The sequence below is a fragment of the Streptomyces sp. NPDC002742 genome (assembly GCF_042888885.1).
GTDB lineage: Bacteria > Actinomycetota > Actinomycetes > Streptomycetales > Streptomycetaceae > Streptomyces.
This window is the reverse complement of the sequence record NZ_JBIAQF010000009.1, coordinates 209,686-222,258: the sequence shown is the minus strand read 5'-3', so window position 1 is coordinate 222,258 and position 12,573 is coordinate 209,686. Positions and strand designations below refer to the sequence as shown.

14 protein-coding genes and 6 tRNA genes are annotated in these 12,573 nt (G+C 71.8%); 11 read left to right on the top strand and 9 right to left on the bottom strand.

What is annotated here, in order from left to right:
• Positions 1–44: 44 nt before the first annotated feature.
• A complete protein-coding gene (locus tag ACFYW8_RS18370; protein WP_389075776.1) occupies positions 45–1,331 on the bottom strand; it encodes a protein kinase in 1,287 nt (428 codons plus the stop codon).
• Between the two features lie 196 nt (positions 1,332–1,527).
• On the opposite strand from ACFYW8_RS18370, the gene ACFYW8_RS18365 reads away from it, so the two are divergent.
• The 4 genes from ACFYW8_RS18365 to ACFYW8_RS18350 all read left to right on the top strand — a co-directional run bounded on the left by ACFYW8_RS18365 (position 1,528) and on the right by ACFYW8_RS18350 (position 3,873).
• Positions 1,528–1,761 carry a hypothetical protein gene (locus ACFYW8_RS18365; RefSeq protein WP_261702819.1) on the top strand — a complete coding sequence of 78 codons (234 nt, stop codon included), beginning with the start codon at positions 1,528–1,530 and terminating at the stop codon, positions 1,759–1,761.
• A 241-nt stretch (positions 1,762–2,002) separates the two neighbouring features.
• Positions 2,003–2,209 (top strand): hypothetical protein, encoded by a 207-nt coding sequence (locus tag ACFYW8_RS18360; protein WP_365879303.1) that lies wholly within the window; start codon positions 2,003–2,005, stop codon positions 2,207–2,209.
• Positions 2,210–2,527: 318 nt separating this feature from the next.
• Positions 2,528–3,496: a phosphotransferase family protein gene (locus tag ACFYW8_RS18355; protein WP_389075771.1), complete on the top strand. Its 969-nt coding sequence runs from the start codon at positions 2,528–2,530 to the stop codon at positions 3,494–3,496.
• A 74-nt stretch (positions 3,497–3,570) separates the two neighbouring features.
• Positions 3,571–3,873 carry a zf-TFIIB domain-containing protein gene (locus ACFYW8_RS18350; RefSeq protein WP_389075766.1) on the top strand — a complete coding sequence of 101 codons (303 nt, stop codon included), beginning with the start codon at positions 3,571–3,573 and terminating at the stop codon, positions 3,871–3,873.
• Between the two features lie 138 nt (positions 3,874–4,011).
• Here the strand turns inward: ACFYW8_RS18350 and ACFYW8_RS18345 are convergent.
• The 5 genes from ACFYW8_RS18345 to ACFYW8_RS18325 form a co-directional block, all read right to left on the bottom strand.
• A tRNA-Val gene (locus ACFYW8_RS18345) sits at positions 4,012–4,083 on the bottom strand.
• A 40-nt stretch (positions 4,084–4,123) separates the two neighbouring features.
• Positions 4,124–4,195 (bottom strand) — tRNA-Val (locus ACFYW8_RS18340).
• A gap of 34 nt (positions 4,196–4,229) precedes the next feature.
• Positions 4,230–4,301, bottom strand: a tRNA-Val gene (locus ACFYW8_RS18335).
• A 1-nt stretch (position 4,302) separates the two neighbouring features.
• Positions 4,303–4,376 (bottom strand) — tRNA-Cys (locus tag ACFYW8_RS18330).
• A gap of 38 nt (positions 4,377–4,414) precedes the next feature.
• Positions 4,415–4,487: transfer RNA gene (locus tag ACFYW8_RS18325), tRNA-Gly, on the bottom strand.
• A gap of 156 nt (positions 4,488–4,643) precedes the next feature.
• On the opposite strand from ACFYW8_RS18325, the gene ACFYW8_RS18320 reads away from it, so the two are divergent.
• The 3 genes from ACFYW8_RS18320 to ACFYW8_RS18310 all read left to right on the top strand — a co-directional run bounded on the left by ACFYW8_RS18320 (position 4,644) and on the right by ACFYW8_RS18310 (position 7,669).
• Positions 4,644–5,690 carry a chorismate-binding protein gene (locus ACFYW8_RS18320; protein WP_389075762.1) on the top strand — a complete coding sequence of 349 codons (1,047 nt, stop codon included), beginning with the start codon at positions 4,644–4,646 and terminating at the stop codon, positions 5,688–5,690.
• A 256-nt stretch (positions 5,691–5,946) separates the two neighbouring features.
• The gene (locus ACFYW8_RS18315; RefSeq protein WP_389075759.1) at positions 5,947–6,768 is read left to right on the top strand and encodes an aminotransferase class IV; all 822 of its coding nucleotides are present in this window, start codon (positions 5,947–5,949) and stop codon (positions 6,766–6,768) included.
• 79 nt (positions 6,769–6,847) lie between these two features.
• The gene (locus ACFYW8_RS18310; protein WP_389075756.1) at positions 6,848–7,669 is read left to right on the top strand and encodes a GNAT family N-acetyltransferase; all 822 of its coding nucleotides are present in this window, start codon (positions 6,848–6,850) and stop codon (positions 7,667–7,669) included.
• Between the two features lie 149 nt (positions 7,670–7,818).
• Here the strand turns inward: ACFYW8_RS18310 and ACFYW8_RS18305 are convergent, their stop codons facing one another.
• On the bottom strand, positions 7,819–8,349 hold the full coding sequence (locus ACFYW8_RS18305; RefSeq protein WP_389075751.1) for a DsbA family protein: 531 nt from the start codon (positions 8,347–8,349) through the stop codon (positions 7,819–7,821).
• Positions 8,350–8,523: 174 nt separating this feature from the next.
• Between ACFYW8_RS18305 and ACFYW8_RS18300 the strand changes: the two genes are divergently transcribed.
• Positions 8,524–8,970: a hypothetical protein gene (locus ACFYW8_RS18300; protein ID WP_389075748.1), complete on the top strand. Its 447-nt coding sequence runs from the start codon at positions 8,524–8,526 to the stop codon at positions 8,968–8,970.
• Positions 8,971–9,125: 155 nt separating this feature from the next.
• Entirely contained in the window at positions 9,126–9,278 is a 153-nt protein-coding gene (locus ACFYW8_RS18295; RefSeq protein ID WP_167455603.1) for a hypothetical protein, read from the top strand.
• A gap of 161 nt (positions 9,279–9,439) precedes the next feature.
• Here ACFYW8_RS18295 and ACFYW8_RS18290 read toward each other — a convergent pair whose 3' ends face one another.
• Together ACFYW8_RS18290 and ACFYW8_RS18285 are read right to left on the bottom strand one after the other, a co-directional pair.
• Positions 9,440–9,997, bottom strand: a complete 558-nt coding sequence (locus tag ACFYW8_RS18290) for a CGNR zinc finger domain-containing protein (protein ID WP_365879318.1) — start codon at positions 9,995–9,997, stop codon at positions 9,440–9,442.
• 472 nt (positions 9,998–10,469) lie between these two features.
• Positions 10,470–10,883, bottom strand: coding sequence for an SsgA family sporulation/cell division regulator (locus ACFYW8_RS18285; RefSeq protein ID WP_003959770.1), 414 nt, complete (start codon positions 10,881–10,883; stop codon positions 10,470–10,472).
• 191 nt (positions 10,884–11,074) lie between these two features.
• Between ACFYW8_RS18285 and ACFYW8_RS18280 the strand changes: the two genes are divergently transcribed.
• Together ACFYW8_RS18280 and ACFYW8_RS18275 are read left to right on the top strand one after the other, a co-directional pair.
• A complete protein-coding gene (locus ACFYW8_RS18280; protein WP_365879320.1) occupies positions 11,075–11,509 on the top strand; it encodes a TIGR02611 family protein in 435 nt (144 codons plus the stop codon).
• A gap of 82 nt (positions 11,510–11,591) precedes the next feature.
• Positions 11,592–11,663 (top strand) — tRNA-Val (locus tag ACFYW8_RS18275).
• Positions 11,664–12,573 lie beyond the last annotated feature (910 nt).

Genomic DNA, 12,573 nt, shown 5'->3' with positions numbered 1-12,573 from the left:
CCGCACCGCCCGGTCTTCGGTCCGACACCGGTTCTCCGGTGTTCCTACGGACCGTCCGTCCCCGGGCGCCCCAGAGCTCTCTGTTCCTGGTGTACGCCGCCGCGCGGGCCGTCGTCCAGTCCGCGGGACGGCCCCTGGCACCCCTGGGCCGCCGCGATACCGAGCGCGACCAGCAGCGTCACCACCACGAACACGAAGAGCCGCTGACGCAGCAGCCGCGGATTGGCGGGCCGCCTGCCGGTTCCGGTCGTGCGCGGACCGGGCCGTCCGGTGCCGCCGCGGGGCGCGGGCCTGTTCCCGGTGCGGCCGGTGTTGCGGCCGGTGTTGCGGACGGGCGCCGGTCGCGATCCCGACCGTGACCCGCCGTTCGTCCCGCCGGTGCGCGGCGGGGGAGTGGTCCCCGGACGCCGCTGGGTGCGCTGCTCGGCGTACTGCTCGGCCAGGCGCCCCGTGGGCCGGTCCGGATCCGCGCGCGGCGCGGGCGGCCGCGCGTCCGCCATGCCGTGGGCCTCACGAGCCGCGATCTCCTTGAGCCGCAAGGACAGTTGGAGAGTGCTGGGCCGCTCTTCGGGATCCTTCGCCAGACAGGCCCGGACGAGCGGCGCGAGCGCGTCCGGAACCCCGTGCAGATGCGGCTCCTCGTGCACCACCCGGTAGAGCATCACCTCGGAACTGCCCTGTCCGAAGGGCGAGTCCTGGGTCGCCGCGTACGCGAGCGTGGCCCCGAGCGCGAACACGTCCGTGGCCGGGGTCACGGCGGCACCGCGCACCTGTTCCGGCGCCAGGAAGCCGGGGGAGCCGACCGCCGTGCCGACGTGCGTGAGGGTGCTCGCCCCGGTCGCCCACGCGATGCCGAAGTCGATGATCCGCGGCCCCTTGGGGGACAGCAGGATGTTGGACGGCTTGAGGTCGCGGTGGACGACCCCGGCCTCGTGCACCGCGACCAGACCCTCGGAGAGGGCGGCACCGACGGCGGCCACGTCGGCGGCCGACAGCGGTCCCTCCTCGGCGACCTTGTCGTGCAGGGAGGGGCCGGGCACGTACTGCGTGGCGAACCACGGCCGGTCCGCCTCCAGGTCCGCGGCGACGAGCCGGGCCGTGCAGCCCCCCCTGATCCGCCGTGCCGCCGAGACCTCGCGTGCGAACCGCGAGCGGAACTCCTGATCCTCTGCCAGATCCGGCCGGATGACCTTCAGCGCGACCCGCTGGCCACGCCGGTCGGAGCCCAGGTAGACAACACCCATACCGCCCGCGCCGAGCCGTCGGTGAAGCCTGAACGAGCCGACGACACGCGGGTCCTCGCGCCTCAGGCGCATCATCGCCATGTCCATCCCCGCTGCCCGGTCCGTTTGACGAGCCACAGCTTACGTTTCCGCGGCCGGGTGCGCGCAGAGGCCGCGCCCTCTCGTTCCGATCGATTGTCAGTGCCGGGTGGGAAACTTGAGAGGTGGTCAGAGAGCGTGCGAACAGGGCCTCTTTGGGCCGCCTGTGATCCCAACCATCCATCGCAGAAGGGGGATTGATCCCGTGAAGGGTGACCGCGTGGAGATAGTCGTGGACGCAGGGGATACGACGCGGACCTATGAGGTGGTGGCGAGCAGGGCGGGTCGCCGGGTGGAGACGGCGGTGCGCCGAGGTGTCGTAGAAGTGAGCGAAGTCACTCGAAACGGAACAGTGGTACGGACCGCCCGCTTCATGGCGACTCGGGTGCTGGCGCTGGTCGAGCAGCCGGTTCCCCGGGAGGACAGCTCGGAACAGTAGGGGCACTTCGGGCGGCCCCTCCGGGAAGACCCTGAGACCTGCGTCCGCGCCTCCACCCACGGTAGTACTCAGCAGGTCATCGCTCATCCTCCGGGAGGCCCGGCAATCGGTACGAGGGCATGACGACTCCACGTCGCCACGCGCCTAGATTTGATGTCAAGCGGCGGGTGCAGCACTCGTCCCCCGAGGTCAGACACCCGCCGCTGCCAGGCTCGACAGAAACTCGGTCAGGAGAGGGACCATGGCCCAGACGGCACCGCGGACGGAGCTCCGCGCGCAGGGACGCAGGGCGTACACCGCTGCGTTCGGCACTCGCCAGGGTCAGCGCCACCCCTTGGTGGCGACAGCGATGGTCCTTCCCCTGGCGGCCCTGCTCGTAGTCGTCTTCGGCGGCTGGGACGCGGTGGTCACACAGGCGTCGTCCGTGGGCGTGATGCTGGGGCGCTGAGCGGCGCCCCAGGCCCGGAAGAGCGGTCCGGGCGGGGACATCCGGCCATGAAACCCCGTGGGGACGGGGGTGCGGCGGACGGCACGAAGATGCCCGCGCAGCTGGGGAGCTGCGCGGGCATCTTTATTGCCGCGTGCCGCGTGCCGGGCCCCAGGGGGCTGGGGGCGGGGGCGGGGGCTCGGCCGTCGCCGTGCGGGGCGCAGCGTGCCCCGGTGTGAGTGCGGGCGAGGGGCGTCGCCGTGCCGGGTCCCGCCTCCGGGTGCGTACCCTCACCGGCAGATGCCGTACAGGCCCGTCGTACAGCCCCAGGGGGGAACCGTGACCGCAGGCAGCCTGGTGCCCGCGCTGACCGCCGCGGTGCGCCACGCGGCTCACCCGGCTCACCCGGCGAGGAGCGTGCCCGGACCCCGTGGCAGCTGCCCCTGCGGTGCCGAGGACACGCTCCTCGCGGACCGTGACGACGGCACCGTGGTCCGGCACGGCGACTTCGTCGCCAAGGCCCACGCCCCGGACACGGACCCCGCCGCGCTCGCCCTCCGCCTCGGTGCGGCCGCGAGTCTCCGCGGCGTCCTCCTGCCGCCGCTGGACCCCACCCCCGCCGATCTCCTCGGCCGCCGGGTGACCGTCTGGCCGTACGGCGGCCCGGTCGACCCCGACATCCCCGACGCGGCCCCCTGGGAGGCGGCCGCGACCCTGCTGGCCGGCCTGCACCGGGCTCCCGCGCCGCCCGGGCTGCCGTCCATGCGGGGGCCCGTCAAAGCGGCCCGCGCGATCGCCCGGCTGAGGGCCGCCGGCCCGCACCCGGCCGCCGCCCCGGTGCTGCGTGCCTGGGCGGCTCTGCCGGGCTGGGCGCGGGCCGAGGACCCGATGCCGGACGCCACGACCCTGTGCCACGGTGACCTGCATCTCGGCCAGCTCGTACGCCACCCCGCCCCGGACGGCTCCTGGCTCCTCATCGACATCGACGACCTGGGTGTCGGCGTCCCGGCCTGGGACCTGGCCCGTCCCGCCGCCTGGTACGCCTGCGGGCTGCTGCCGCCCGACGAGTGGCTCCGCTTCCTGACCGCGTACCGGGACGCGGGAGGCCCGGCCGTTCCCGCCGACGGCGATCCCTGGCCCGCCCTGGACGCCGCGGCCCGCGCTCTCACCGTCCAGACCGCGGCCCTGGCCGTCGCCAAGTCCGCCGCCGCGGACCGGCCGTTGGACGAGGTGCAGCAGGCGGTGGTCGACGCCTGTGACCGAATGAGTGCGGTCCCGCCCGAGTTGACCCGAGGTCGCGCGACGTAGGGTGCAACCGATCGAAGCAGGGCAGTGTCTGTCCTGGCGGAAGCAGTACCGACCGGCGAGGAGTTGAGCCGAGCATGCAGTGTCCGAAATGCCATGCGCCGATGCACACGTACAACCGCAATGGCGTCCAGATCGAGCAGTGCAGCGGCTGCCGCGGGATATTTCTCGACTACGGCGAGCTCGAGGCGCTGACCCGCGTGGAGTCGCAGTGGTCCCAGCCCGCGCCGCCGCCTCCGAGTGCTCCGCAGGCGTACCCGTCCGCCCCGGCGCCCGCCTGGGGTGCACCGCAGCACGGTGGCCACGGCGGTGGCCACTACGGCGGTCACGGCAGCCACCACCGGCACAAGAGCTTCGGCCACATGCTCTTCTCGTCCTGAGCCACCCGAGGGGCCCTTCCGGAACGGAGGGGCCCCTTCGGCGTGTCCAGGCCCCCGTGGGTCAGGTCACACAGGTCCGGCAGGCAGGCCGGGGGACGACGAAGCCCCCGGTCGCCGAGACGACCGGGGGCTTGCTTGTGCGCGATACTGGGATTGAACCAGTGACCTCTTCCGTGTCAGGGAAGCGCTCTCCCGCTGAGCTAATCGCGCGGGTCACGCGGCTGGAGCCACGCTTGCTGCTGGACTTGCGTGCGCGATACTGGGATTGAACCAGTGACCTCTTCCGTGTCAGGGAAGCGCTCTCCCGCTGAGCTAATCGCGCGGGGATCCTCGCGGATCGAGTCCTTGCGGACCAGTGGACGATACTGGGATTGAACCAGTGACCTCTTCCGTGTCAGGGAAGCGCTCTCCCGCTGAGCTAATCGTCCTTGGAGGTGGAGACGGGATTTGAACCCGTGTAGACGGCTTTGCAGGCCGTTGCCTCGCCTCTCGGCCACTCCACCAGGAGTGCGGGTTCGGGAAGAATCCCCCACTTCCTGCGAGCGGACGACCAGGTTCGAACTGGCGACCTCAACCTTGGCAAGGTTGCGCTCTACCAACTGAGCTACGTCCGCTTGTCGGTTCCGTTCCGCTTGCGCGTCCCGGCGACGAGTTGAACTCTAGCGGATTCCCGGGCCAGCACAAAAACGCGTTTGTGCAGCGTGCTGCCCTCTGTCCGCCCGAGGACATGGTCAGGGCACTCGCAGGACACCCGCCCTAGACTCGTCTGCGTGCTCGACCTCCCTCCTCTCGCCCGCTTCGGTGGCCTCGCGGCGACCGGTCTCCTCGATGTCACCAGCGATCCCGCGGCCCTGGACTCGACCGGCTTCTGGGCCGTCTCGGCCGACTTCGAAGGAGGTCTGACCTGCGCCCGCTTCCGGGACGTACGAGAGGAGCCGGTGCCCGCTCCGGTGCCCGGACAGTGGCGCGGCCCGGCGGCCGGTGACTGGAAGTCGTCGCTCGACCGCGCCGCGTACACGGCCGGTGTGCGGCGTATCAGGGAACACATCGCGGCCGGCGAGGTCTACCAGGCGAACCTCTGCCGTGTGCTCTCCGCGCCCGTCCCGCCGGACGCGGACGTCGACGCGCTGACGGCTCTGCTGGCCCGCGGCAACCCGGCACCGTACGCGGGAACGATCCGGCTGCCCCGCCACGGCGTCGAGATAGCCACCGCCTCCCCGGAACTCTTCGTGCGCCGCGCCGGCCGCTCCGTCGAGTCGGGCCCGATCAAGGGCACCGGGCGCACCGAGGCGGACCTCCTGGACAAGGACTACGCCGAGAACGTGATGATCGTGGACCTCGTCCGCAACGACATCGGCCAGGTCTGCGCCACCGGCACCGTGACGGTGCCCGATCTGTGCGTCGTCGAGAAGCACCCGGGGCTCGTGCACCTCGTCTCCACCGTCAGCGGCGAACTGCGCGAGGGCGTCGGCTGGCCCGGACTGCTCACGGCCGCCTTCCCGCCCGGCTCCGTCACCGGCGCCCCGAAGTCCAGCGCGCTGCGGATCATCGACGCCCTGGAGACGGCGCCGCGCGGCCCGTACTGCGGAGGCGTCGGCTGGGTCGACGCCGATCGTGGCACCGGTGAGCTGGCCGTGGGCATCCGTACGTTCTGGATCGACCGCGCCGAGGGCGTCCTGCGCTTCGGTACGGGGGCGGGCATCACCTGGGGGTCCGACCCCGAGGGGGAGTGGCGGGAGACCGAGCTGAAGGCGTCCCGGCTGCTCGCGGTAGCGTCGGGAGCGTACGACGCGGGTGACGGGACTCCCACGGACTGACCAGGAACCGGCCACGGACTGACCAGGAACCGGCCACGGACTGACCAGGAACCGGCCACGGACTGACCAGGAACCGGCCACGGACTGACCAGGGACCGGCCACGGACCGGCCAGGGACCGAGCAGGGACCGGCCAGGGACCGAGCAGGGACCGGCTACGGACCGACCCGGTTTCGGGGACAAGCCGCGAACCTGGGCTGCCGGAACGGCCCGCCCGGCGACCCGTCCGGCACATCAAGCATGCGAGGTAGGGACCAGTGAAACTTTGGCTCGACGGCGGGCTGCAGGACATCGAGGCCGCCCGCGTCTCCGTCTTCGACCACGGGCTGACCGTTGGTGACGGCATCTTCGAGACCGTGAAGGCGGTCGAGGGCCGGCCCTTCGCGCTGACCCGCCACCTCGACCGGCTGGCCCGCTCGGCACGCGGTCTCGGTCTGCCCGAGCCCGACGCCGACGAGGTGCGCCGCGCCTGCGCCGCCGTCCTCGACGCCAACCCGATGCCCCTCGGCCGGCTCCGCATCACCTACACCGGCGGCCACGGCCCGCTCGGCTCCGACCGCGGCGAGCACGGTCCGACCCTCGTCGTCGCGCTCGGCACCTCCGCCCCGCGCCCCGACTCCACGGCCGTCGTCACCGTCCCGTGGACCCGCAACGAGCGCGGCGCCCTGACCGGCGTCAAGACCACCTCGTACGCCGAGAACGTGGTCGCCCTGGCCCGCGCGCGTGAACACGGGGCTTCCGAGGCGCTGTTCGCCAACACGGTGGGCCAACTCTGCGAGGGCACCGGGTCGAACGTCTTCGTCGTCCTCGACGGCGAGATCCACACCCCGCCGGTCGCCTCCGGCTGCCTCGCCGGCATCACCCGCGCGCTCACGGTCGAATGGACCGGCGCCAAGGAGACCGACCTGCCGTTGGACGTCCTGGAGCGCGCCGACGAGGTGTTCCTGACCTCCACGCTGCGCGATGTGCAGGCCGTGCACCGGGTCGACGACCGTGAACTGCCGGGCGTACCCGGCCCGGTGACGGCCAAGGCGATGCGCGTCTTCGACGAGCGGGCCGGGGACGACCTCGATCCCTGACGGGTCTCCGGGGCCATCGGCTCCTGATCGCCGGGTAATTCGGCTGACCTCGCACGCGTCAGCGGGTACAACACCACTGATGACCACGACCCTGCGGCCGACCGAGCCGCTTCAGCGCGCCGACGACGGGACGCGTTCACGCCGCTACCACGTGTGCGTGAACAGCCGTCCCGTCGGCCGGGTGCACCTCGCGACGGTCCCGGGCTCGGGACCGTCCGTCGCCCGGATCCAGGAACTCCGCATCGAGGAGCCGGACCGCGGCCGCGGCCGCGGCACCGTGGCCGCGCTGGCGGCCGAGGAGGTGGCCCGCGGCTGGGGCTGCCGGCAGATCGAGGTGACCGTTCCCGGCGCCGTCGCCGGGGTCCTGGAGCTCGCCAGGACCCTCGGTTACGTCCTGCGCAACCGCCTCATGGAGAAGGTGCTCGACGGCCCCGTGCCCGTACTGCCTCCGGACAGCGCCGCCCGGCCCATGACCCGGGACGAGTACGAGATCTGGGACCGGGCGGGCAGGCGGGAGTACGCCGAGGACTGGATCAGCCGCGGGGTGCCGGTGGCCGACGCGCTCGCCAAGGCGAGCCGGGACTTCGGCGGCGCGCTGCCGCAGGGCCCGGCCACCGCGAACACGTGGCTCGGTGTCCTGGAGCACGAGGGTGTCCCCGTGGGCGATCTCTGGCTGGGACGCCGGGGCGGGAGTGCCTTCGTCTACGACGTCGGGGTCCGCGTCGAACAGCGCGGGCGCGGCCACGGCCGGACGCTCATGCGGCTCGCCGAGGCACAGGCGATGGCCGCCGGACTCGACCGCATCGCTCTCAACGTCTTCGCCGGGAACGCCCCGGCCGAGCGGCTCTACGAGTCACTCGGCTACGGGACGACGGAGTACTGCCTGTACAAGACGCTGTAGTAACCGGGTCCGGGCTCTTCGAAGCGTCCTGAGGTCCTCGCGGAACCCTGGGTTGCGCGAAGACCCCCGGCTTCTCGACGAATCCTCGCGGCAGGTCGGCAGGTCGGGTGTGCGGACCGGCAGGTCGGCTGTGCGGATCGGCGCGGGTGTCAGGCCTGTTCGGCGAGCAGTCGGTCGGCGATCTCCTCGATCCGCTCGCGCAGTCCTTCCTGGCTCTTGCCGCCGTCGAGGCGCTCATTGCCGATGACGTAGGTCGGCGTGCCGGTGACGCCGATCGCCTTGCCCTCGGCCTGGTCGGCGTCGACGATCAGGATGTGCCGGCCGTCGATGAGGGCCGTGTCGAACTCCTCGGCGTCCAGACCGAGTTCCCGCGCGACCTCGACCAGGAAGGTTTCGCCCTCGCGGTCCAGCTCCTCGACACGACCGAGCACGGCCTCGATGTACGGCCACGCGCTGCCCTGTTCGGCGGCCTCCTCGGCGGCCTGCGCCGCGGCGAAGGCGTGCTTGTGCTTCTCCAGGGGGAAGTGCCGCAGCCGCAGCTCCAGCCTCTCGCCGTAGCGGGCACGCAGCGCGCTCAGGTCGACGAGGGCGCCACGGCAGTCGGTGCACTGGAGCTCGCACCACACGTCCAGGACGACGGGGGCCGGGCGTGCGGTGGAGGAGTCGGAGGAGTCGTTCATGGGATCCAGTCTCCCAGTCCGCTGAGGGGGCGGCTCGACCGGGACCTGGGGAGGACGGCGACCCCGAGATGTCCCTGAGGTCTGCCCGGACCATGGCATAACGGGCATGGGGCGGTGCAGGATGGAAGGGACGTACGAGACCCCGTCCCACCGAGCCCTGCCTGGAGGACCGGAATGATCGCAGAGACCGTCTGCTCCGCCGCTTCCGTCGCCGGCCTGGGCATCGCCGCGGTGACGGCCTACCGCAAGCGTTTCCTGAAGGCCGCTCGCATAGCCGCCTACTCGCTGGTGCCGATCGGCCTGGTCATGACCGGAGTGGTCGGCTGGCTGGCCGACACCGCGTTCAGCCCGACCGCGTGGGCCGGATTCGTGGTGCTCGGCGGCGCCTGGGCACTGTTCATGATCACCCGCGCGGTGGAGCGCCGCGGTGGCGGGACGCGGAAGGAACGCAAGGCCGCGAAGGCCGCCGCCGAGCGCGGGACGGTGGCTCCCGCGGCTTCGGCCCCGTCGCTGGGCCAGGGCGGCGGCCCCGTCGCCCGGCCGGCCGCGACACCGAGGGCCAAGGGCTCCGGCGACGACTTCAGCGACATCGAGGCGATCCTGAAGAAGCACGGCATATGACCGGCTGAAGCGACACGGGATCGCACGCGTGTCGCAGGGAACGCGCGGAACCGTTCACGTTCGAGCGCGCTCGTCACATGATCCAGCGAACTCCCGTATATTCCGGGCGTGTTGATCGCGAAGCCGGTGTCCTCTGCGTCATCATCGCCCGCGAGATGCTGGACACAACAACGAGCGACACCGCTGCTCCGCCCGAGGAACGGCGCGGTTGTCTCTTCGCGCTCTCCCAGCCGCCGCTGATGATCTTCCTTGCGGTGATCGGCTGTCTGCTGCTCATGGCTTCGCTGCACGACCTGCTGCTGCTCTGAGCTGTACACGGAGCCCCTGGCGTCACCCGCCGAGGGCTCCGTCGGTCCGGCCCCTCCGGGGCGTCGGCCGGCCGTCTCGTTCTCCACGGCGTACGACCCCCATGGGCGGGCGTGCGCGATCCTGGTCAGCCCCGTCAGCCCCGTCAGCCCCGTCAGCCCCGTCAGCCCGCGGCTTCCTTGCGGCGCGCCCGGTAGGCGGCCACGTGGAGCCGGTTCCCGCAGGTGCGGCTGTCGCAGTAACGGCGGGAGCGGTTGCGGGAGAGATCGACGAAGGCCCGTCGGCAGTCCGGGGCCTCGCAGCGGCGCAGTCGCTCCTGCTCTCCGGCGACCACGAAGAAGGCCAGCGCCATCCCGCAGTCGGCCGCGAGGTGGTCGGCGACCGAGGCACCCGGCGCGAAGTAGTGGACATGCCAGTCGTAGCCGTCGTGGTCGGTCAGCCGCGGCGTGGTGCCGGCGGCGGCGACCAGTTCGTTGATGAGCGAGGCGGCGACCCGCGGATCGTCGGCGGCGAAGATCCCGGCGAACAGGCCACGAACGTCGCGTACGGCCCTGAGGTCACGCTCCGACAGCACACCGACATCGCTGATCTCGTGCTTTCGTACGAAATCGGCGAGGGACGGCACATCGGCGAGCCCGTCCGCCGTCTCGTCCTCCGGCGCGGTGTTCACCAGATCCACCACGGCGTCGAGTGCGCACCGGGTGTCGTGGGTGATCAGCACGTTTCGCTCCCTGGCCTGGGGGTCGGGCGAGGGCGCCCGCCCGATGCTGGCCGATGGTAGTGGCTTCCTGGCGCGGCGGAGGCGGGCGCGGTGCCGGGGGAACGGGGAGCCCGTGCCCGGAAGGACCTTCGGGGTGGGCTGCCGAGTCTTCGGGGCACCCCGGAGAGCGGTGTACGAGGGGGGCGGGGGAGTCCGGCCGTGGGCCGGGGGGCGGAGGGCGGTGCCTGGTCCCGGGGCAGGTGGACGGACAGAAACGCCCGGCTGTGTCGGCCGGGTGGGCGGACGGAGGTGCCTGGTCCGTCGGGTGGGTGGGCGGACGGAGGCGCCCGGCCCGGGGTGCATCGGTGTACGCGCACCGGCGCCGCCGCCGCGGACTTTCCGCGACGTCGGCGCCGGTGCCTTCCCTGTGCGGTTGTCTGAGCCCGAGCCGTCTCCCCGAGTGGACGGCGCCGGGCGGCTCTGTGGTGACGCGTCAGCTCTCGGCCAGGATGTGTGAGAGCTCCGTGTCGAGATCGAAGTGCCGGTGTTCCGTGCCGGGCGGCACGGCTGCGTCCGTTCGCTTCAGGAATGATTCCAGGGCCCTCGCAGGGGCTTCGAGCAGGGCTTCACCCTCCGGAGAGCTCAGGGCGATGCATACGACGCCCTGGCCGTGGCTCCGGGACGGCCAGACTCGGACGTCGCCGGTACCGGTGGGCCGGTGCAGGCCCTCGGCGAGGAGGTCGCGGGCGAACACCCACTCGACGGTTTCCTCGGCTCCGGTGTGGAAGGTGGCGTGCACGGCGTAGGGATCGGCCGTGTCATACCGCAGTCCTGCGGGTACAGGCAGTGAGGACTCGCTCGACACAACGAGGCGCAGGTGCAGCTCGCAGCTGACCGTGGTGTTCATAAGCGCCAGGGCCTTTCGCTCAGTGTGCGCTCGGGGATTCGCACGTCGGCGAAATCGACATGCCACCTACGGTGCCGTTGTAAACCCCTCTGAGTGTTTTGCGTGTCTTTATGTAACTCATCCGGCCGAGGGCGCGTTCTCCGGATAGGGCCATTCCGGTGACTGGTTTCTCTCGGGTAGGGTTTGGTCGTATGAATACGGGGAGTGACGAGCCGGGCGAGGTCGCCATGGCGGACGACAGGGCGAAGAATGAGCGAGCGCTCGGTTCACGGGCGCCCGAATTCATCAAGGCGCGCCGCGCGCTGCACGTGAGCTGGCAGGTGGGTGTTTTCATCGTCGGGCTCGCGGTGGTCGTGGCGGGCGTGATCATGCTTCCGCTGCCGGGCCCCGGCTGGCTGGTGATCTTCGGCGGCATGGCGATCTGGGCGACCGAGTTCGTCTGGGCCCAGCTGGTGCTCCGCTGGACGAAACGCAAGGTCACGGAGGCGACGCAGCGGGCGCTCGACCCCAAGGTCCGGCGCCGCAACATCATCCTCACCGCGATCGGCCTCGTGATCGTCGCTGTTCTGGTCGGCGTGTACCTGTGGAAGTTCGGCCTCGTGATGCCGTGGAACGTCAAGCAGTGACGAGGCCGGCCCGGGCCTCCTCCGAGCCGTCTCCGCTGGTCGAAGCCACTCCCTGACATGGGGTAATGTTCTCCCTGCGCCCGGGCGATTAGCTCAGCGGGAGAGCGCTTCGTTCACACCGAAGAGGTCACTGGTTCGAACCCAGTATCGCCCACACGTACGACAGACGGCTCCGGCCCACGACACCGTGGACCGGGGTCGTTTTTCGTCGTCGCGGGGCCGGGGCGGACTGGTGGAAGGTCGGACTGCGGACTGCGGACTGCGGACTGCGGACTGCGGACCGTGGTGCGGACCGCGGACCGTGCCGTGGCGCGGACCGGTCGGGAAGCCGGCGCCGGGGCTCGGGTGTGACGCGCGCGGCCTGGTGCCGCCGGACCTCGCACCTGTCCGGCCCCTGGCGTGCGCGGGGTGGGCGCGCTGTCCCGGCCTCCGTCACGGGTGCGCCGTCGGCCCGGTCCGGCCTCCGGTCCGGGGCGCGAGCAGCGCTCTGCTCCGCGGTGCTGCCGATGTCGCGGTTGCGGGAGCGGGTGGCGAGGACCGCCAGGGCGCCGAGGCCGACGAAGTGGTTTGGGGCTGAACGCGGAGACCGTCGTCCGGCCGGGGCGGGCGCGGAGAGCAGGCACCTCTGTGTGGCACGAGGGCGCGGGGCGCGGACGTCCTCGGCGCGGCGTGCGGTCGGTGGCCCCGGGGGCCGGTGGTCCGGAGCGGCGTGCAGGCGCTGGGGGCGCGGCGCACGAGTGTCGCCGTACGGTATCGGATTCGTGGTCCGCCGGATGCGTCAGCCGACCGCCTGACCTGCGCTGATCCCAGGGGTGGATGTCGGGGGACTCGGGGGCCCGATTCGACGCGTACGCACGCCTCAATGTTCGACGTGCATCCGACGTGCGTCGGATGGTCCGTCAGGTTTCACGAACACCGCTCTCGCCTCTGGCTCTTGAGCCACGGTCTCGGATCGAGCCGGTGAAGTCGTGCTGGCCCGGGGCGGGTGACCCGGGGTCGAGCGGACAGGCGTCGCGTGCTCCGAGTCGCATCGAACGGCGCCGACTTGGGCGGACTCCGATCGA

Excerpts from the sequence above, each read along its gene's own strand:
- ACFYW8_RS18310 (WP_389075756.1), top strand. The coding sequence starts at position 6,848 with ATGACCACGACCCTGCGGCCGACCGAGCCGCTTCAGCGCGCCGACGAC.
- ACFYW8_RS18295 (WP_167455603.1), top strand. The coding sequence starts at position 9,126 with ATGCTGGACACAACAACGAGCGACACCGCTGCTCCGCCCGAGGAACGG.
- ACFYW8_RS18350 (WP_389075766.1), top strand. The coding sequence starts at position 3,571 with ATGCAGTGTCCGAAATGCCATGCGCCGATGCACACGTACAACCGCAAT.
- ACFYW8_RS18300 (WP_389075748.1), top strand. The coding sequence starts at position 8,524 with ATGATCGCAGAGACCGTCTGCTCCGCCGCTTCCGTCGCCGGCCTGGGC.
- ACFYW8_RS18305 (WP_389075751.1), bottom strand. The coding sequence starts at position 8,349 with ATGAACGACTCCTCCGACTCCTCCACCGCACGCCCGGCCCCCGTCGTC.
- ACFYW8_RS18285 (WP_003959770.1), bottom strand. The coding sequence starts at position 10,883 with ATGAACACCACGGTCAGCTGCGAGCTGCACCTGCGCCTCGTTGTGTCG.
- ACFYW8_RS18360 (WP_365879303.1), top strand. The coding sequence starts at position 2,003 with ATGGCCCAGACGGCACCGCGGACGGAGCTCCGCGCGCAGGGACGCAGG.
- ACFYW8_RS18280 (WP_365879320.1), top strand. The coding sequence starts at position 11,075 with ATGAATACGGGGAGTGACGAGCCGGGCGAGGTCGCCATGGCGGACGAC.
- ACFYW8_RS18370 (WP_389075776.1), bottom strand. The coding sequence starts at position 1,331 with ATGGACATGGCGATGATGCGCCTGAGGCGCGAGGACCCGCGTGTCGTC.